We start from the raw sequence: 19,343 nt of genomic DNA on the forward strand, positions 1-19,343 counted from the left end.
CACAAAAACCGCATACCGTTTTCTGCACTAGGGGTGCCCACTTTGGCTGAGATGCAAGCGCAAGCTTCGATCCCTCAAAACTCGATCAGGATAATACCTGCGTGAGGAAGTGCGGCGCATTTCTGAAATAATTCCTTTAATTATTTGTGGACAATGGCTGCATCTTCACGGATGCGGTCTTTTTTGTGCAAATTTTAAGGAGGAATTAGAACATGGAACCATTGCAATGCGGTACGAGTCCAATTGTCGGATTTCGCTTTTCACTGCATCCGATGACTAGTGATTTTATCAAAGTAATCAAAGGGGCGTTAAACGACACCGACACCTCGAACGTTTGGATGCATACGGACGATGTCTCGACAGTTATACGTGGTAAGCAAATTCATGTCTTCAATGTCGCTAAAGCATTAGCTTTACACACAGCGAAAACAGGCGAACATGTAGCCTTGTCTGGCACTTTTTCAATTGGCTGTCCTGGTGATTCAACGGGAGACGTCTTTTTAGAAAAGGACGACGTGCTATTGAACACAGATAGCACGAAGCAATACATCTCTTCTCAGTTTGCGCTATACCCGATGAACAATCCGGATTACATGGCAGTTATCTACCGTGAAGTCGACCGCGCTAAACAACTTGGCCTTTTCAATGACTCGATGCATTACGCTAGCGGCATTCACGGCGATATCCACGAGGTATTCGCTTTTTACGAAGAAGCATTTACTAACGCTTGCTCTGATGAACATCGCCATTTGGTGATGACGGTGTCCATGAGCATTAACAGCCCGTCTCACGGAGGTGCGTAATTTGCTGAAATCGTGGAAATTAAAAGAAGTGGTCTTGATGTCGTTATTTGCGGTCGTTTTCGGCATTGTCTATTTATTGTTTGTCCATGCAGCGAATATTTGGGCAGCTGTAATTGGTCCACTCGCTTATGAATGGATGTTCGGCATTTGGTTTATTGTGTCGATCATCTGCATGTATATCATCCGGAAGCCGGGAGCTGCTTTTCTTTCTGAAACGATGGCTGCGGCAATCGAAGTCCTCATTGGCAATGCGGTCGGTCCCCGTCTTATTTTGTCTGGTGTCATTCAAGGGCTCGGCGCTGAAGCGGCATTTGCGTTAACCGGCTATAAGCATTTCAATATTTTGGTGCTTATGCTTGCAGGAATCGGATCAGCCGTTTTTAGCTTTGTTTACGGGTACTTCATTTCTGGTTATGCGGCACTGGATCCGTCGTTCGTCGCGTTAATGTTTACGATCCGTGTTCTTAGTGGTGCAATTATTGCGGGAATCGGCGGGAAGTATATCGGAGACGCCTTGCTTGCGACCGGATCACTCCGCGGTTACGCCATTGCGCGTACGAAAAAAGGTGATGCTAATGCATGAAGAGATTTTCTCTTTAAAAGGGCTGTCGTTCCGCTTTCCTGAAGATGAAGAAAAAACCTTAAGGGACCTTTCCTTTTCGGTTTCCCGAGGAGAAAAACTAGTCATCTCAGGACCAAGTGGCTGCGGCAAAAGCACGTTATTGTATTTACTAAATCGCTTGTATCCCGATAATTGCGACGGCTCTATCGATGGTGAGATTCTGTTATTTGGGAAATCTGCCAGTGATTACGCACCTGGTGAAATCAATCACCGCGTTGCGACGGTCTTTCAAGATCCCGATTCGCAGTTTTGCATGCCGACGGTTGAAGAAGAGTTGGCTTTTACGTTGGAAAATTTGCATACACCGTTTGAAGAAATGGACCCTCGTATTGAAGTGGTTTTGGAACTGACTAGCCTTACGCATCTACGAAAGGCCGTTATTCAGTCTTTGTCCGGAGGAATAAAACAACGCATCGCAACCGCTTGTGCGTTAATCATGAACCCGGAAGTATTATTGCTGGATGAACCACTCTCTCACCTAGATCCTTATACCGCAAAACAATTTGTCGACTGGCTGGAGGAACTCCAGTTAAAATCTCGTTTGACAATCGTCGCGGTTGAGCATCGACTAAGCAGTTGGGGATTTTTTTTCGAACGGGAAATTCAACTAGATGGCGGAGGTCGTTTAGTGGATGATAATCCATTTATAACGAGAGAGCCGGTTTTATTCCCACAACGACAACATGCCATGCAAGAAACCACGGCGTTACGTGCTGATGAGTTGTCAGTCACCACCAAAGAACGACAATTGCTTTCGCCTTTATCCTTTTCAGTTGAGCGTGGCGAAATAGTCGTTATTGCCGGACCTAACGGCAGCGGTAAATCAACACTCGTCAAGTCGCTATGTGGGATCTACAAAAAGACAACCGGTATGGTTGAGTCGGATGGCATTGGCTATGTTCCGCAATCTCCTGAGTATTTGTTTTTGACACAGAAAGTTGATCAAGAAGTGGCGTATTCAGGAGCTTCTAGTGGCTTAGAACTGGCTGGATTGATGACGAGTCTAAGGCTTGAGGAAATCGGGGAAGCTCATCCTTTCGCTATCAGCCACGGACAAAAACGACGTGTGGCGATTGCCGCTATGCTCGCTGACAAACGGCCGGTACTGTTAATGGACGAACCGACTTCTGGGCAGGATACTGCTGCGCTTTTAGAACTATTCGAGTTGATTGACCAACGCTCTCGACAAGGTACGACCTTTTTGATTGTTACGCATGATATGGAATTTGCTGCGAGCCTTGCCGATTCGGTGCTACTGATCAAAGATGGCCAGCTGACCGGCAAATTCGCTGCAGAAGACGTTTGGTCCAGCGAAGAACTGCTAGCGTCTCACAATTTGCTGCCGCCGAAAGGAGTGGCTCGCCTTGCGGAATCTTTTGCATGACATGAATCCATCCGTCAAATTCATCTTGGTGACGGTGTCGATGTTTGCCATTGCGTTCTTTTTCAATCCATGGACGCCGCTGTTATTTTGGATAAGCATTATCCTGTTGCAGCTCCTGATGAGTCGAATTAATTGGAAGTTGTGGCTGTTGTTCATGTTACCCTTTTCAATCGGTGCTTTCGGCTATTTGTGGACCACCGTAGTATTCGGCGCAGATACTGGCGGAACCGTCATCTGGTCGTTTGCCGGAATCGATGTGACCGATGAACAATGGGCACGCGCTTTGTCACTGGCATTTCGTGTGATGGCATTTTCAACGCTGTCCCTGCTGTTCGCCTTTACCACCGATCCGGTGAAATTCATCCTGAGCCTCATGCAGCAGCTAAAGCTTTCTCCGAAACTTGCCTACGGTGTCATGGTTGGTTATCAGTTTTTGCCGGTCATGAAAGATGAATTTACACAAATCCAACAAGCGCAAAGACTGCGCGGTGCAGAAACTGAAAAACATAGCTGGCAGCGGCTCTTGGCTATGCGTCGTGTGTTAATCCCTATGCTTGCAGGAGCCGTTAGAAAGGCTGAACGATCGGCATTTGCTATGGAAGCACGTGGGTTTACGGGGGAACCGAGAAGCGCTTATTACCGGCCCATTCGATTGGGGCGCATAGATGTCTTCATGTTCGGTGTTTTTATGTCGATTTTACTTGTCAGTTGTCTTGGTGGCAGTTGGTTGAGTTAGAAATCTCTGAGGAAAAGGAAATCCTTTTCCTCAGGATTTCCTTTTTTCGCGTCTTTCTTTTTATTGCTTGTTTTTTTGTTTTGAATTCTAACTTTTTTCCTTATGTAGTTTTTTACATGTGAATTTAGGTGCACCGTTTGTTCCCAGCCTTTCTATCGATTATAATGAAAGCAGTTACATAATTCGATTTTACGGGGAGGAATTTCTGTGAATGGATTTCAGTTGCTCGACGAACAAGACAACCGGATTTACTTTGTCTTTACACCGGATCATCCGCACCCATTTTCATTTTTTGAACAACATTTGGAAACCGTAATGGAAAGAGTGGAATCGAAAGCACCTTCCAGAGAGCGGTGTTTATGGATCCTGAAAAGAATTGCTATCATCTGCGAAGACAAAATCAGTTACTTCCCTGACAATGAGTTATTGATTGAACCGGATGTATTCATGGAAACTACTATTCAATTAGATTTCATAATATTATTATTCATTAAATACTCCCCTTCCGCTCCTTTTGAACTCCAGCCAGTCGAAACAATCGAAAGCCATCCAAACTTTGAAGATGCCCAAAAATTCGCAATCGAGCAAATAGCTCTCCTAAAAACCGCCTCTCCCGACATTGAAATAAAAGCATTGGGTGCCAAAATGATCTACAACGTCACTTTGAGTTAATTTTCTTCTATTGAAATGGATATGTTTTTCTATAACTGCATTAACACAAAAAAACCCATGCTACAGCTTGCTTACAAAAAGCAATTTGTGGCATTGGGTTTTATTTACAGCAAATTCTACATGGCAATCGGTTTGGCTCTCGGTACAGTTATCACGCTAGTAAATGATCCACATCCTGCACGCCAAAAATACAGCCGTTTTGAGAAATACAAACTATGAGAATCGTTAGTTCCACATAACTAGTTGGTAACCATCTTCTCTTACTCAATATCCTGCCGCTTTTTTCTATTGATCAAATAAACCAAAAAAGCGATGCACATTACGATGATTGCCGTTTCCCAATTGACTTGTCCCGCTTCTTCGTCCAAGTTTGCTTTGGCAACTTTCTGTTCCGCTTCAACTTTTGGCACTTCAAACTGCGTTTTAATAACTGTAACTTGAATTACTGGCTCCTGCTGCTTTATACCGCTCTCCACGGAGCTGGTTTTGAAAGAACGTGAGCTTGGCCACTCCGCAATTTCTGCGGGCAATAGCGATTCTTGCGCCCTACATTTCGCAGACACATTTATCAGCGCAATAACAGGTTGTACTTTGCTGACTGCGATCATGCTGTTCGCTGGTTTTTCATTTGTCACATTGGCCAAAGTCTGACTAGACATAAACAAGCTAAGCACCAGCAATAGCACTGTTTTTTTCATTTGCCTCCGCTCCTATTTTCAATGTACCGCATCGCTTAGTTTAATGGAAAAATTGTAATATTAACTAAAGACACACAATTCCTTTCGTTGCACGTCCGATAAATTAAAGTGGTGCTCTAGTAAAAATTGCTGTTCCGATGATGCTGAGCAGAGCATCTTCGAACAACAATTAGAGCTGAACCTTCTTAAATTCAGGCAAACAAAAAAATTTATATCCACACGGAATGTTTGAAATTCATTCCAAATGCAGAGTCGCCAAGTTCTTTATGCCATCTCGGCTATAATGCTCTAGTCTGACATTCTACAAATTCAGGGTCACGGCCTGTTTCTGCAGATACACCAGCTGTTTATTGCTTTTGCAGCAATCACATAAAAAATTTCTTTTATTCTGCGAAACGCTTCTGCTTTCTTATCTATCTCTAAGTTGTTGTTCTCAACTACCTTAACACAAGTGAGAATGATTATCAATATCATCTTAGAAATAAATCATACTTTTATTTATTGTCTTGATTCTCCCCACGTCCCCTTCTCCGAAAACGCAGGAACCCTTTCTCTTCATCCCAACTACACAGCTGGTTCACCGTTCACCCGAGCACCGATGCTTTGGGCTGGCAGAGCGATAAGACCAGCGGGTGAACTATGCCCAAAGCGACCGAAGCGACTCCCAACAGCAATTTCTTTCTCAACCACCCTTCCACTTTGTCGCCTCCGGAGAAAATTCGCTTCACTACTCTAACTCACACGATCTCAACAAGCGCCAGCGTGTTTGCAGGCTAAGCAGGGCGATAAGACAGGTGCTTTTCCTGGCTTGTGAGAGCCATACGCAAAGCGGCCGATGCGCCTTTTAACAGCGATTTCTTTCTCAACCTCTCTTCTACTCTGTCACCTTCCGTACATAAAAAAAAGAGAGCTGAATTTCAGCTCTCTACTGTTCCATAAGTGATATCATCTTCATCTCTCGCATTAACACCATTTTTCACATGGACAATTGTCCGCAAGATCAATTTAGCTTTTGGATGTTCCAGTACCCAGCGTTCATCCGGTACGATTTCAAACTGCTGCATGACCGTATCTTTAGATTTGACTGACCCTGCAAACTCCATTGTTTGCTTCGCGACGACTGTTTCATAAAAATTAAAGTCACTGTCATCTCGCGTATCCTCAACAAGTCTCACGACATTCAATTCAATAAAATCAATGGTTTGTTCTCCATCGCCGCCATCGAGATATATGGTGCCATTCAATGTTTCGCCTTCTTCTAAATGTGGCCTTTCAACAACTGTGTTCACTTTCAATGAACCTATGCCAATAGATGATAAAAAATCCTTGAACTTCATAACGTAGAAACCCCCAACTTTTGTTAATCCTTATATACCACAAATTTATGCTCTTAAAACAATCTTATAGTTCCGTATAATCATATTGGTTTTCCAAATTGATCTCGTGTTTGTTATAGCGGCGTTTAAATAGTTTGTAAAAATGAGAAACTAGCACGCGTAGCAGTGCATACATTGGTATCCCGAGTATAACTCCTACAATACCGAATAAGGAGCCTGCCGTCAAAAGAACAAAGATGATCGTTACAGGATGGATAAACAAAGTTTTTCCCATGACTTGCGGGGAGATTAAGTTTCCTTCCACCAATTGCACAACCGTCCAGACGATTGCCAGTTTAACAAGCATAAAAGGGGATGTAACCAAAGCAATTATGGCCGCTGGAGCTATGGCAATCGCAGGCCCGATATATGGTACCACACTGGTGACCATCGCCAGAACTCCCAGCAACAAGGCGTATTCCATACCGATAATCAAAAAACCGATATAGACCATGACGCCAATGCAAAATGCCACGATCAACTGGCCCTGTATATAGGCACCCAATTGCTTATCTGCTTCAGTGAACACTTCATGTGTATCGTCGCGGAATCTCGGCGGCAAAAGCTTCAAAAAATACTCTGGCAACTTATCTCCATCTTTTAATAGATAAAACAGGATAAAAGGTACGATAACTACTGACAAAATAACACCAGTAATAGTTGAAATCAACCCGGTAATTCCTGTAATGATGCCGGTCACTGTATTTTGTAGAGTATCGGCAATATTAGCAGGCAATGTAGCAAGCAACGTATCCACTGTAAAGTTGGATTCGCTGTAATAATCACCAATAATCGAAGTCCTTAAAAACGCATCCACGTCTGTCAGCAATTGCATGAAATACACTGGGAACTCTTCAATCAGTGTTTGAAATTGAGTTTGTAAAAAAGGAAATACCAATACAATCAGTAAAGTGATCAGTCCGACAGCTCCAAGAAAGATAATGATGATTCCCCAAATACGCGGAATTTTAAAATTTTCCAGCATGCGCAAGATTGGTCGCAACAAATAGAAGAAAATCAGCGCCAGAACAATCGGCAAAACGACTGTTTTCATAAAAACGCTGACCGGATGGAAGAGGAATGAAACTTCCCTGAAAATGTATACTACCAATCCAAGCAATAACAAAGAAATCAGCGTGAACAATGTATTTCTTCCACCCAAGAATCGGATATAACTGGTGGAAAAGAATGATGGCTTGTCTTCTGGCTGCATAAGCTTCCCCTTTTCCGAATAAACTTTATACTTCCATATTATCACAATACAGGTTGATTTAATCTAGGGGTTGCGATAAATATTCACGTAATGCCTGTCTGTTTTGTTCGATATCAATATCGAGAACCGATCCTGCATGAGAATAATTGCCATAGCTATAGCTGTTTTCCACAGGTAAAGTTAAGCGTTGTACTTCCTCGCTTCCGCCGGTTGCTAGCTGTGTCGCCAATTTTACTTGATCGGTCAAAGGCATATCAGTTTGGACATAACCTTGCAAGGCACCAGCTAATTTCGGATATTTTGGAATAGCGGTAAGACTGACCAATTCGTCTTTCATAGCCGCAATCACTTGCTGCTGACGACGAACCCGTCCAAAGTCTCCCTCTTGATCAGCCCGGAAGCGAGCGTAGCCCAACAGTTCTTTACCGTTTAGATTTTGGACACCAGGTGTCAAAGAAACACCAATTTGTTTAGACATGGCTTTTTCGACATCGATTTCCACACCATTCGGCGCAGCTACATCAACTAGACTTTCAAAACTTGAAAAGTCGATTAATGCATAATGATGGATTTCCACTCCGAACATATCTCTCAGCGTTTCTGCAAGAAGATCCACTCCGCCTAAATAATAAGCCGTATTTAATTTATAGGATTGATAGCCCGGAATATCAGCATAGATATCCCGCATAAAGGAAGTCAATTTAATTTCACCGTTCACTTTGTCATGCGTCGCAAGCATCATTGTATCTGTACGAGACTGCTCTTCTCCGCGCGAATCAACACCAAGCACCAGAATATTTTCATAATCTCCGTTTGCCGCATCTCCATCGAATGTTACGGGCTCTTGCTCTGAGTTGTCTGCTAAACTGACACCACTTCTGAATTGTATGAATGCATAAGCGCCAATAGCGAGTACGGCGACTAGGAGCAGGAAGATGATGCCGCGCAGTCGAAATCTTCTTTTTCTGCGTCTTTTTCTTTTAATGGGTTGTAGTTCTTCTTCCATAGTAAATACACTCCTTTCAACCTTTTACGTCAATAAGACGCCTAGCTATGCATTAAGTTTCGGTATTCTCACCAATTAGTTGAGTACGAACATAGAAATAGGCTTTTTATATCAGTTTGGACGATTTTGATGAGCACCAAAAGTTAGAATCCTATTATTATGAGCCACACAAGCAATTTTTGTTTATATCGCTTTAGCCGATTTGGGAATAAATGATTGATGAATCCCAAAGCATAATTGTTTCAGCAAGTAACAATTATCGCTCGGCTGATTTGAAACATTTTAATTGTGCGCAAACTGCTAGAGTGGTAAGATTTTTCTTATCTACTATAAGATATGGAAATAACGAACTTCCATACCGCACAGCAGCAGAGTGAGTTGATCAGATAAAAAGTCTGTTTACCTACCCGAAAGGAGACATTTTCATGACAGAAAAAGCCATATTCGCAGGCGGCTGCTTTTGGTGCATGGTCAAACCGTTCGATCAGTTTGACGGCATCGAGCAAGTCGTTTCAGGCTACAGCGGTGGACACATAGAAAATCCTTCGTACGAACAAGTGAAATCCGGAACAACAGGCCACTTGGAAGTAGTAGAAATCACCTTTCAATCCGATATCTTCTCATACGAACAATTGCTGGATATTTTTTGGCAACAAATTGATCCCACAGATGACGAAGGACAGTTTCAAGAACGCGGCTCTTCTTACCGCGCATCCATATTCGTCCAAAACGAACGGCAACGCACGATTGCCGAAAAATCAAAGCTAGAACTCAACAACAGTGGGCGTTTCGATAAACCTGTCGTCACCGAAATCCGGGATGCAGCGCCATTCTATGCTGCAGAAGAATATCATCAAAACTTTTACAAGAAGAATCCAGACCATTATAAGGAAGACCGGACAGCATCTGGCCGCGACAAATTTCTTTCTTCTATATGGTAAAAGTTGACGCTCTATGCGTCAGCTTTTTTTACCCGATTTTATTAACGGATTATTCCGACAATAAGAAAACCTATTCAATCTTCATTCTGTTTTCATTATCAGTTTAAGGAGGAACTCGATTGAAGCTCATTGAAGCTATTGATCCGATCGTCATGCAATTGGTGATTGTTCCAGCAATTGTCATTGGAATTGGTGTCTTGCTCGCTATTCTTACCAATAGAGTTTATTTGGGTCCGGTCACGACAATGTTTTTGACCTTAAGCTATAATTATTGGTATTTCAGTTCTTTCTTTCCCAATTCGGAGCTATCGTTCACCATGGTGTCGTCCTGGTGTATTATTTTCCCTTTAATATCCCTTTATCTTTCCTGGATGTTTGTGCTCCAGCCCCATGCTATTAAAGATTTTTTTCTGTCAGATCCTGAGGAATAGATTCACTTTTTTTATTGAGCAATACCGCAAAAACAACCATAAAAATGATAAAAACCAAAAACATCATCAAGGTGATGTCGTGATTGCCTGTTTGATCGTAGACAATTCCAATGATCAAAGGCATAAATGCCGAAATAATGTAACCGCCTGATTGCGTCATCGCCGTCCAGCTATTGGCTTCATCAGCTGAAGATGTTTCGTCGAGCGGCATCAGTAGGGCAATTGGAAACAGCCCGCCAAGTGCGACGCCAATAAAAGCAGCAGCCACCCAAATGACGGCGAGACTTCCAAACATCAACAGCAGGATCCCCAGTGTTCCACTTGCCAAAACCGTTATAATCCAGCCTAGACGGTTTGGAAACTTATTGAAAAACAGTGGAATACTGATGTTTCCAGCAATTTGTACTGCTGCCATCAATGTCAGAACACCCCCCGCCGCCAATACGGACATGCCTTTTTCGATTGCGATCGGCGCAAGCCAAGTGAGCATGGAAAAGAACAATGCCGATTGGCATCCAAAAAATAGCAGCATATACCAGGCCCGTTTACTTTTCCAAGGCGATACGCGAACAATTTCTTCAATCCCCGTCTTCACCGCTTTCACTTCGGTCGGCTGTTCCACACGCAGCCAAATCACCACGGCCACAACCGATAACAAACTCCAGCTCGCAATTGCCAGCGGCCAATCCGCAATGGTATAAAAGACTCCCGTCAATCCCGAAGACAAAGTCGCCCCAAGGCCCATACCAAAAGAAAAGACTCCAATCAGTGCGGCAGTTCGCATCGGAAAATCACGCTTAATCATCGCTGACAGCAGTGGGCTGATAATTGCTATCGCCAATCCGATTAAAAAAGCGCTGGCAAGTAGAACCGGATAGGTCGGAAAAAAGCCTCTAACCAACGTAAATGAGCCGATGACCAACAACAATATAGCAATAGACCGCTTCAGGCCAAATTTCCGACCAAACAAAACAGCCAATGGCGCAAAAAGTCCCATACAGAAGACAGGAATCGCCGTCAGCAGGCTAACCTCACTATTGCTTAAATTTAAATCTGCACGGATGGGTTCAAGCATTGGACCAATCGACGATATGGCCGGCCGCAAGTTCAGAGCTACTAATAGAATTGCCAAGACCATCATGCCCATTGCTGAATTTCTTTGCTTTTCAGACACGTTTTTTCCTCCTGTTACTAAAGTCGATTACTTTCGATCAAAATTTTGAAATGCTATACGCTACTCCAAATTGAAAGATTGGGTTGCATGCATTCAGGTATCACTATATTTCAGCTCACATTCCCGCTACAAACTTGTGTTCCCCCTACTTAATCGTTTAAAATAGAAGGGTGAAAGGCGGGTTGACAATGAAACTCGTAAATTGGAGTTACGCAAGACGCTATAATATAAAAGCGATTTTTGATGAATTTCCACATGTTGTTGTGTTGTTTCGCCAAATCGGAGGTTATTACTTTATTTATTCGATGAAAGGCCTGACACCGGAACATGTTCCAGGACGGCGCGATTATGTTCAGATGGAGTACTTGCTAAACAGAGAACTTGGCATGCTGGAAGCTTATTTACAGCGCAAAACAAGATAATTTATATATCCACTAATTATTTATTGTAAATACCATCGTGCAAAGAACATTGCGCAAATCGATTCCGCTTTCCTACAGAGCCAGTCTAGACGCTGTATGGAGCGAAGTGACCGGGTACACTTGTCGCTCACCAGTTGCATGACCCACATCCTGTTGGCCCAAAACGTCCGGCTGGAGCAAATTCTTCAGACTTTCTTTTCTTAAAAGCTTTGAAAAAGCCAATTCTTTTGTTCAACATATATCACATATATTTTTAGTTTATCCGAGACCACGGTCGATTGCTATCGATTTCCGCGGATTTCGTGGTATACTCTTCTTATTGTGAAATTTAGGAGGTACGTAAAAATGATAGCTGTAAATGACGTAAGTCTTCGCTTCGGTGACCGCAAACTCTTCGAAGATGTAAATATTCAATTCAACCCTGGCAATTGCTACGGATTGATTGGTGCCAATGGTGCAGGGAAATCAACGTTCATTAAAATCCTTTCTGGTGAACTTGAAGCGCAATCTGGAAATGTCTATATGGGATCAGGCGAACGCCTGGCTGTATTAAAGCAAAATCACTTTGAATACGAGGATCACGCAGTTCTCGAAACTGTTATTATGGGACACAAGAAATTATATGAAGTGATGTCTGACAAAAATGCCATCTACATGAAAGAAGATTTCTCTGATGAAGACGGTATGCGTGCGGCTGAGCTTGAAGGCGAATTCGCAGAATTAAATGGATGGGAAGCTGAATCTGAAGCGGCTATCTTGCTTCAAGGCCTTGGCATTTCAGAAGGCCTTCACGACAAGAAGATGGCTGAACTATCAGGGTCTGATAAAGTAAAAGTGCTTTTGGCACAGGCTTTGTTTGGCAAACCCGATGTTCTATTGCTTGATGAGCCTACCAACCACTTGGACTTGAAAGCCATCCAGTGGCTGGAAGAATTCCTGATCAACTTCACCAATACCGTCATCGTCGTATCACATGACCGCCACTTTTTAAACAAAGTATGTACGAATATCGCTGACCTTGACTTTGGTAAAATTCAGCTTTATGTCGGTAACTACGACTTCTGGTACGAATCAAGCCAATTGGCAACACGGTTGGCATCTGACCAAAACTCAAAAAAAGAAGAAAAGATTAAAGAACTTCAAGCCTTTATCGCCCGATTCTCCGCCAACGCTTCTAAATCAAAACAAGCGACATCGCGGAAGAAAATGCTCGATAAAATTGAGCTGGATGATATCCGACCTTCTTCCCGTAAATATCCATTCGTCAACTTTACCATTGGCCGTGAAATCGGCAACGACGTACTGACAGTTAAAGATCTTAACCAGACAGTGGACGACAAGAAATTATTGAATAATGTTGGCTTTAACTTAAGTAAAGACGACAAAATCGTCTTAATCGGTGATCCACTTGCAAAATCGGCGCTTCTTCGCATCTTGGCTGAAGAAGACCAACCAGAAACTGGATATAGCCGGTGGGGTGTTACAACTTCACGTGCTTATCTGCCGATTGACAACACCATTCACTTTGAAGGCAGCGAATTGTCATTAGTAGATTGGCTTCGCCAGTACTCGCCAGAAGATGAAAGTGAAACATTCCTTCGCGGCTTCCTCGGCAGAATGTTGTTCTCCGGAGAAGAAGTGAAAAAGAAACCTTCTGTTTTATCCGGTGGCGAAAAAGTACGCTGTATGCTATCGAAAATGATGCTGTCACATGCCAATGTTCTTCTGTTGGATGAGCCGACCAACCACTTGGATCTTGAATCGATTCAGGCTTTGAACAATGGCATGATCGCATTTAAAGGCGCCATGGTCTTTACTTCCCATGACCATCAGTTTATCCAGACAGTTGCCAACCGCGTGATTGAAATCCTTGAAGACGGTTCAATCCTCGACAAGCAATTAGGCTATGATGAATTTCTGGAATGGAAAGAAACACAAGGTATCACAAACTAATTTAACAATCTGTATGACTTATAGCAGGTCCACTCCTACGAGTGGACCTGCTTTTTTCCCTAAACAAAGAAAAGCTGAAGATCTTTGATGATCTTCAGCTTTTCTTTTTCTATTTTATTTTGTAAAACGTTTTACTAATCGGCCTGCAGGCAATTTGGAAACGTATTTGTTCCCTGAATTGGATACTTTCTTAACAAGCGCCAATAAGTCTTCGTCGCCTGCCCAATTTTCTGTAATGACTTCAGTCGGGAATTTGTTCAGCATGGTGTTGATGATAAACACCGCAACGACAACATCATCTAAGAATCCACCAGGTCCCACCAAAATTTCTGGCAGAAAATCAATAGGTGCGATGAAATACAAGATACCAGCACCAACTGCAGCCTTACTTTTCGAATCGATCCGGCTATCCAGCATCATCTTTGTCAGTAAATGGAACAAATCGGGTGCGAACAAGACATAACCACTGACCGTTCCAACCACTCCTGGTTTTCCATCCACCCAATTCTGCACTTTCGAGCGGAGCTTCTGGTAGAAGTCTGCTTGCTTTTCAACGCTTGGCATCGGCTTTTTTAAATGCTCATTAGTCATCTCTTCATCCCCCTTATACTTTCATTTATAATATTAATTGAGGTTCATAATCTTTAAAATACCAATGTCACATTTGTTGCCACACGCTCTTTATCGGCTACGCCTTCATAGACAGTAAATTTCACCGGTTGGCCAGAAACGAGCTTTCGAAAGCCTTCGACATTGATACTAATTTCCTCGAAAAAGAATTCTTCTCCATCGTCGCCCATGATTTTACCTATCCCCTTAATTTCATCAAATGATTTCACTTTACCTTGCATTCATAAAACCTCCCATATTCTCTTTCACCAGTCATTTATTTATACCCATCCGGTACCGAATAAAAACCTTTGCGGTGTCAGTCCAGACAGTTCGTTATGTAAAATGGACTTCTACTGCTGCATGAACAGAAGACTGCCGTATTTGAGACGCATCCGATAAAGTAACCAAGAGAGTTCCAAAAGCTGGTTTCCGCCCTAAATTGTCCATAGTTATAAAAAAGAACCGCTCCTGAGAGAGCGGTTCTTGGTTATTAGGCTTTAGTTACATTAGTAGCTTGTGGTCCGCGGTTGCCTTCTTCTACTTGAAATTCAACACGTTGTCCTTCGTCAAGCGTTTTAAAGCCGTCACCTTGGATTGCTGAGAAATGTACGAATACATCGTCTCCACCTTCGACTTCGATAAAACCAAAGCCTTTTTCTGAGTTAAACCATTTCACTGTTCCTTCTTGCATGTAAATTACCTCCTGTGGTAAGAAAAATTTTTAATATGGAATCTTTTCAAATAAAAAAATTCACATATTCCCGAAAGTACCATCACGTGCTGATCACTTTTGGGAATATGTGAATAGCTGTAATTGGTGAAGATTTCATATCGTTATTGTAATTATATCAAATTGACTACAAAAGTCAAACAAATCTAAAAACTTATCTGCGGTTTTCCATTAAAAAGCCAAATCAGACTATGGAATATCTGCAAATCCTCTTCACAAATTTCACAATATTCCACTTCTTCTTCATTCCAATAAGCGGTAAAGGCGAACTCTCTCTTCTCCTGATTAGAAAATCGACGGCTAAAATCCTGCTCTAGCTCTTTGAGGTACTGTTGCGCATTTTCCACTGTCTCAAATCTCTGACGTGAGACAACTTTATCTTCCCAGCCATCAAACATCCACCACGGTTCATAATCAGCTCGGATATAGACGATTTCGTGCATAGCGTTCCGCCTCGTTTCTTTCTATTTAGCATTGTGTCAAATCTTTCACGGCTTGTAAAGCGTTCAGCTCAATTTCCCAAGTGAATTCGAAAGTTTGTATTGACATCTCGTTTCACGTAAAATATAAGGGAAAGCAAGCGCTGAAATGAAACTTTTCAGCGTCCAGGACGTATAGATTAAGTAGCAGTGAAGGAGGTCCTTTGCATGAAGCCCTTAAAACCGATTGAAAACTTTATTAAAAGACAATCCGTCAGCCTCCCTTTGATGACAGTGATGTTCCCGGTACTTTATTTAGGCGCGGAAATCGGGTTGATCGCTTCTGGAGCCGTGGCTGCCGGAACATATATCGCCAGCAATAGTACTATTAAACAAGTTCAGATTTCCTCTGATTCCAAAAATCTTGGAATGACCCGTAGCGAATTTAAAAATGTGCGAACTCAGATAAAAGAAGGCAAGGAAAAGATTAAGCAGCTGCAGGGTAATTATTATAAAGTCCGTTCTATTTCATCTTTCAAGCAATTGATGGATATGACAAAAATTGCAAACAAAATTATCATCGTGGTTCAACAAAATCCAAGGAAGTTCTATTTAGCTGAACCGTTCTTTTATTCCCATTTGGATTCAGCCATTGAATTGACGGAAAAATATACCTTATTGGTCGGACAGCCGGTCAAAGATCAGGAAATGCGCGTTGCCTTGCAGGATACACGCGAAATGCTACTGTCCCTTAATAACGTGATGGAACAGGATTTAAAGCGTGTGCTCTCTAGCGATGTTGAAAAACTCCGCATGGAATTGGATTATGCCCAACTAGCTGTTGATCAGCACAATAACCAGAAATTACTCGTTCAGCCAGAGCCTGAACATGAGGGAGACGTGGAAGATGACAGAGAAACCATCAACTCGAAGTGAATTGGACAACTTACTGGAATCGCCTTTTGGCGTGCAATTGGAAAAACAAGAGCAATCGGTCGCCGAACAACCAGAAGGCCACCCTGTTACACTGATGAATCGCCTAACAGAAGAAGAACAACAAAAAGCACGCGAGCTCGCTAAGCAAATTCCAATCGGCGATAACGAAGCCATCCTGACTTACGGCTCCAATGCCCAAAACCAGCTGAGCCAGTTTTCGCACAAGATGCTCGACCATGTCCAGCGCAAGGATATCGGCCCTGTAGGTGATGTGCTACATGATTTGATGAAAAAGCTAAAAGAACTAAATCCTGAAGAGTTAACACAAAGTAAAAAATCAGGAATTCGTAAGATTTTCTCAAAAGCCAAATACTCGGTACAAGAAATGATGAGCAAATACCAAAAACTCAGCAGCCAAGTTGACCGAATTAGTATCCAGCTTGACCATTCCAAGCGCGGACTTCTCGATGACGTCCAAATGCTCGAACAGCTTTACGACCAAAACAAAACCTATTTTCAGGCATTGAATGTTTACATCGCTGCAGCAGAATTAAAGCGCGATGAGATCATGAGCGAAACGATTCCTGCACTCCATAAAAAAGCAGAAAATTCACAGGATCAAATGGTCTATCAGGAAGTCAACGATATGATGCAGTATGTAGACCGTCTGGAAAAACGCCTGTATGATTTGCAGTTATCGCGCCAAATCACCATTCAAAGCGCACCGCAGATCCGCATGATTCAGCAGACCAACCGAACCCTGGCGGAGAAGATCCAGTCATCTATTATGACTTCAATTCCGTTATGGAAAAACCAGATTGCTATCGCTTTGACGCTGAACAAACAGCTGAAGGCTGTAGAAGCCCAAAAGCAAGTTACGGCAACCACCAATGACCTGCTTCTGAAAAACTCAGAAATGTTGAAAATGAACTCGATTGAAACCGCCCGTGAAAATGAACGCGGCATTGTCGAAATAGACACCTTGAAGAAAACACAGGAAAACCTGCTTGAAACCATCGAAGAAACATTGCAGATCCAAGCAGAAGGCCGCAGAAACCGTAAAGCTGCGGAAATCGAAATCGGCCGTATGGAAGAAGATTTAAAACAGCGTCTTCTTGTCATTCATGACAATAACGAAAAGAATAATATCTAAAAAAGTCCCAGAAGCATTTTTCTTCTGGGACTTTTTGTATGTTTTATTTCATGGAAAGTATTTCAGCTGATTTGGAAAGTATTCTGTGAGCTACGGAAAGTATTTTGTCTCGTTTAGAAAGTATTTTATGCTTTTCAGAAAGTAAACTCTTGTACTGGAATTATACTTTTAATATATGTAAATATTATCCAAGAATATTTAAAAAATCAGCCAGATTGAATCACTAAATGTAAACTTCGCTTCAATAAACGCAAAGTTTGCTCAACAAATTGCTCTAAAGAATCAGCACTGACGGATTTATTGCCATACATCATCCGGTAAAATGCAGCTTGGTCTTCCGTAATCGAATCGCTGCTCAAAAACAGATGCAACACTTCAATGCCTTGCTTTTTTGCCTCCGCAACAGCGTTTGCAGTATCCACCACGCCGTTTTCAGCATAATTGTATGCAGATGGCTCTCCGTCGGAAAAAACTAGTAAAAAGCGGTGTTTTTCAGTTCGACGCTTTAGTCGGCTGTTCATCCATCGAATTGCAAAGCCGTCTCGATTGTCTTCGTGTGCATCGAGCGAAGCGATTGTCTGTGCATGATCTTTATTGCGGTCTTCGAACTTGTGCATCCATTCAAAATAATTTGGTTGTTCGGCGTCACTGGCTTCGTATGCATCTTCATAAAACAAGACAATTTCATGTGGCACATTCAAACCGCGCAGCACATCATGAAACAATAAAACTGCTTGTTTTGTTTCATCTAGCTTATCGAGCATCGATGCTGACCCGTCGATTAATAAACAAAATACCGCATCGAGTTCTTTTGAAGGAGCTGTTTTTCGATAAAACGGTTTTGGTCGTTCTTCAATAGCTAATGGAACGAGTTTTTTCGACAGCCTCCCCGCATTCAAATTGCTGCGGACGCCTTCTTGTTTTTGTGTCATGCGCTTTTTCAACTCTTTTAACAAAGCACGCACAAATGGCGCTTGTTGTCTTCGCCAGTTTTCAATGTTTATACGATGATCACCTGTCGTTTGCAGTCTCGCCTCATGATACACCACTTGATCGTTGGCAGAACCAAATTTCCCTTCCGCTGTTTTCGGTTCACTTTCCATTTGTCGATCTTCTGCATCGCTGTCTTCTTTATGCTCTCCAGTTGAATCGCCTTTCGCTGTTTGTTGAACTTCGCCTGCGCCTTCTTCTTCCCTGCCACCTTCAGCAAGTTGTGAATCGCCTCGCTCTAACTCAAACTCCATCGCAGGCGCTTCACTCATTTCCGTTTCGCTGTGCCAAGACTGAAACCACTCTTCAATGGTTTCAATTTCTTCGGGTTCTTCCGTTTCTTCCGCTTCAATTCCTTCATGGTAATGAAACGGCGGTACTTTTTCGAGTGCTTCGCCAAATGTATAATACGTATGGAGCGCATCCGATTCGAGAATAAATTCTGCTCGGTCCATCATTCGATTGACGATTCTAACTGAATCCGCCGTCGTTTTAGCATCAAACAACTCTGTCCAAATCGTTGATAAAGCTTGCGACAAGCTGCCCACACCTACTTCAACGCCACGCAATCGTAAATAAGCTGCATTGATTAAAAGATCTGTTTTGAATCCTTTTTTCAAATTTTGCTTAGACTGATCTTCATGAAACTCTGTATAAACGGTTTCTCTTGTGTCAAAAGCTGCAAGAGTTCCCGGTCGATCGGCTTTGATTTGTTCAGATAACCGAAATTCTTCCGCGCATAATAATAATTGTTCCCGGAGACTTGGTAATGCTGAGTCGCTTTTTTTAAATTCGCGCCATGTATTTAAATTGAAATGACGCCAAAATCCCGCTGCCAGTAGATAAATATCCGATAAATAGCCGTTGCGCTCAAGACGTTTAGTTCTGTGACGCCAAAAAACACTAATAGACATGGCTGATTCCGACGGACGGAGCTCTATTAGCTTTCGAGTTGTCACTTTTAAATAAGGCGCATCCGCTAATGCTCCAGCCAGAAGTTCCATTTGATGAAGCAATTTTGTATCGATGGTTTCATTATTAAATTGAATAAAGCGGTTAACTGATGTCATCT

At 42.5% G+C, this 19,343-nt stretch carries 22 protein-coding genes and 1 riboswitch; of the genes, 12 read left to right on the forward strand and 10 right to left on the reverse strand.

Features of this window, described 5'->3' with window-relative positions; translation table 11 throughout:
- Positions 1–19 precede the first annotated feature (19 nt).
- Positions 20–125, forward strand: a riboswitch (TPP riboswitch).
- An 87-nt stretch (positions 126–212) separates the two neighbouring features.
- From BBH88_RS10430 to BBH88_RS10455, 6 genes are all read left to right on the forward strand, one after another.
- On the forward strand, positions 213–803 hold the full coding sequence (locus tag BBH88_RS10430; protein WP_006831465.1) for a YkoF family thiamine/hydroxymethylpyrimidine-binding protein: 591 nt from the start codon (positions 213–215) through the stop codon (positions 801–803).
- A gap of 1 nt (position 804) precedes the next feature.
- On the forward strand, positions 805–1,386 hold the full coding sequence (locus tag BBH88_RS10435) for an ECF transporter S component (RefSeq protein WP_006831466.1): 582 nt from the start codon (positions 805–807) through the stop codon (positions 1,384–1,386).
- Entirely contained in the window at positions 1,379–2,809 is a 1,431-nt protein-coding gene (locus BBH88_RS10440; RefSeq protein ID WP_065536814.1) for an ABC transporter ATP-binding protein, read from the forward strand. Before BBH88_RS10435 ends, BBH88_RS10440 begins: the two co-directional genes overlap by 8 nt.
- Positions 2,790–3,545 carry an energy-coupling factor transporter transmembrane component T family protein gene (locus BBH88_RS10445; RefSeq protein WP_083387776.1) on the forward strand — a complete coding sequence of 252 codons (756 nt, stop codon included), beginning with the start codon at positions 2,790–2,792 and terminating at the stop codon, positions 3,543–3,545. Before BBH88_RS10440 ends, BBH88_RS10445 begins: the two co-directional genes overlap by 20 nt.
- A 207-nt stretch (positions 3,546–3,752) precedes the next feature.
- On the forward strand, positions 3,753–4,217 hold the full coding sequence (locus tag BBH88_RS10450; RefSeq protein ID WP_065536813.1) for a hypothetical protein: 465 nt from the start codon (positions 3,753–3,755) through the stop codon (positions 4,215–4,217).
- 57 nt (positions 4,218–4,274) lie between these two features.
- Positions 4,275–4,436: a hypothetical protein gene (locus BBH88_RS10455; protein WP_154669155.1), complete on the forward strand. Its 162-nt coding sequence runs from the start codon at positions 4,275–4,277 to the stop codon at positions 4,434–4,436.
- A gap of 41 nt (positions 4,437–4,477) precedes the next feature.
- On the opposite strand, the gene BBH88_RS10460 is transcribed toward BBH88_RS10455, so the two are convergent.
- From BBH88_RS10460 to BBH88_RS10475, 4 genes are all read right to left on the reverse strand, one after another.
- The gene (locus tag BBH88_RS10460) at positions 4,478–4,915 is read right to left on the reverse strand and encodes a hypothetical protein (protein WP_006831470.1); all 438 of its coding nucleotides are present in this window, start codon (positions 4,913–4,915) and stop codon (positions 4,478–4,480) included.
- Between the two features lie 917 nt (positions 4,916–5,832).
- A complete protein-coding gene (locus tag BBH88_RS10465) occupies positions 5,833–6,252 on the reverse strand; it encodes a sporulation protein (RefSeq protein WP_006831471.1) in 420 nt (139 codons plus the stop codon).
- A 64-nt stretch (positions 6,253–6,316) separates the two neighbouring features.
- Positions 6,317–7,504: an AI-2E family transporter gene (locus BBH88_RS10470; protein ID WP_006831472.1), complete on the reverse strand. Its 1,188-nt coding sequence runs from the start codon at positions 7,502–7,504 to the stop codon at positions 6,317–6,319.
- Positions 7,505–7,562: 58 nt separating this feature from the next.
- Positions 7,563–8,510: an LCP family protein gene (locus BBH88_RS10475; protein WP_006831473.1), complete on the reverse strand. Its 948-nt coding sequence runs from the start codon at positions 8,508–8,510 to the stop codon at positions 7,563–7,565.
- A 425-nt stretch (positions 8,511–8,935) separates the two neighbouring features.
- On the opposite strand from BBH88_RS10475, the gene msrA reads away from it, so the two are divergent.
- A complete protein-coding gene (msrA, locus tag BBH88_RS10480) occupies positions 8,936–9,451 on the forward strand; it encodes a peptide-methionine (S)-S-oxide reductase MsrA (protein ID WP_006831474.1) in 516 nt (171 codons plus the stop codon).
- 119 nt (positions 9,452–9,570) lie between these two features.
- Entirely contained in the window at positions 9,571–9,882 is a 312-nt protein-coding gene (locus BBH88_RS10485; RefSeq protein WP_040852992.1) for a hypothetical protein, read from the forward strand.
- Here the strand turns inward: BBH88_RS10485 and BBH88_RS10490 are convergent.
- Complete coding sequence (locus tag BBH88_RS10490) at positions 9,848–11,056, reverse strand: MFS transporter (protein WP_065536811.1); 1,209 nt, start codon at positions 11,054–11,056, stop codon at positions 9,848–9,850. The two genes, BBH88_RS10485 and BBH88_RS10490, sit on opposite strands and share 35 nt — an antisense overlap.
- 188 nt (positions 11,057–11,244) lie before the next feature.
- Here BBH88_RS10490 and BBH88_RS10495 point away from each other — a divergent pair, with 188 nt between their 5' ends.
- On the forward strand, positions 11,245–11,478 hold the full coding sequence (locus tag BBH88_RS10495) for a hypothetical protein (RefSeq protein WP_006831476.1): 234 nt from the start codon (positions 11,245–11,247) through the stop codon (positions 11,476–11,478).
- A 345-nt stretch (positions 11,479–11,823) separates the two neighbouring features.
- The gene (locus BBH88_RS10500) at positions 11,824–13,431 is read left to right on the forward strand and encodes an ABC-F family ATP-binding cassette domain-containing protein (protein ID WP_006831477.1); all 1,608 of its coding nucleotides are present in this window, start codon (positions 11,824–11,826) and stop codon (positions 13,429–13,431) included.
- Positions 13,432–13,545: 114 nt separating this feature from the next.
- Here BBH88_RS10500 and BBH88_RS10505 read toward each other — a convergent pair whose 3' ends face one another.
- The 4 genes from BBH88_RS10505 to BBH88_RS10520 form a co-directional block, all read right to left on the reverse strand.
- Entirely contained in the window at positions 13,546–14,022 is a 477-nt protein-coding gene (locus tag BBH88_RS10505) for a YkvA family protein (RefSeq protein WP_006831478.1), read from the reverse strand.
- 53 nt (positions 14,023–14,075) lie between these two features.
- Positions 14,076–14,282 carry a cold-shock protein gene (locus tag BBH88_RS10510; RefSeq protein WP_006831479.1) on the reverse strand — a complete coding sequence of 69 codons (207 nt, stop codon included), beginning with the start codon at positions 14,280–14,282 and terminating at the stop codon, positions 14,076–14,078.
- Between the two features lie 251 nt (positions 14,283–14,533).
- Entirely contained in the window at positions 14,534–14,734 is a 201-nt protein-coding gene (locus BBH88_RS10515) for a cold-shock protein (protein ID WP_006831480.1), read from the reverse strand.
- Between the two features lie 185 nt (positions 14,735–14,919).
- Positions 14,920–15,216, reverse strand: coding sequence for a DUF1033 family protein (locus tag BBH88_RS10520; RefSeq protein ID WP_006831481.1), 297 nt, complete (start codon positions 15,214–15,216; stop codon positions 14,920–14,922).
- Positions 15,217–15,420: 204 nt separating this feature from the next.
- On the opposite strand from BBH88_RS10520, the gene BBH88_RS10525 reads away from it, so the two are divergent.
- Both BBH88_RS10525 and BBH88_RS10530 read left to right on the forward strand, forming a co-directional pair.
- A complete protein-coding gene (locus BBH88_RS10525) occupies positions 15,421–16,128 on the forward strand; it encodes a 5-bromo-4-chloroindolyl phosphate hydrolysis family protein (RefSeq protein ID WP_006831482.1) in 708 nt (235 codons plus the stop codon).
- On the forward strand, positions 16,100–17,281 hold the full coding sequence (locus BBH88_RS10530) for a toxic anion resistance protein (protein WP_006831483.1): 1,182 nt from the start codon (positions 16,100–16,102) through the stop codon (positions 17,279–17,281). Before BBH88_RS10525 ends, BBH88_RS10530 begins: the two co-directional genes overlap by 29 nt.
- Before the next feature lie 206 nt (positions 17,282–17,487).
- On the opposite strand, the gene BBH88_RS10535 is transcribed toward BBH88_RS10530, so the two are convergent.
- On the reverse strand, positions 17,488–19,341 hold the full coding sequence (locus BBH88_RS10535) for a vWA domain-containing protein (protein ID WP_006831484.1): 1,854 nt from the start codon (positions 19,339–19,341) through the stop codon (positions 17,488–17,490).
- Positions 19,342–19,343 lie beyond the last annotated feature (2 nt).

It is taken from the genome of Planococcus antarcticus DSM 14505 (genome assembly GCF_001687565.2).
Lineage (GTDB): Bacteria > Bacillota > Bacilli > Bacillales_A > Planococcaceae > Planococcus > Planococcus antarcticus.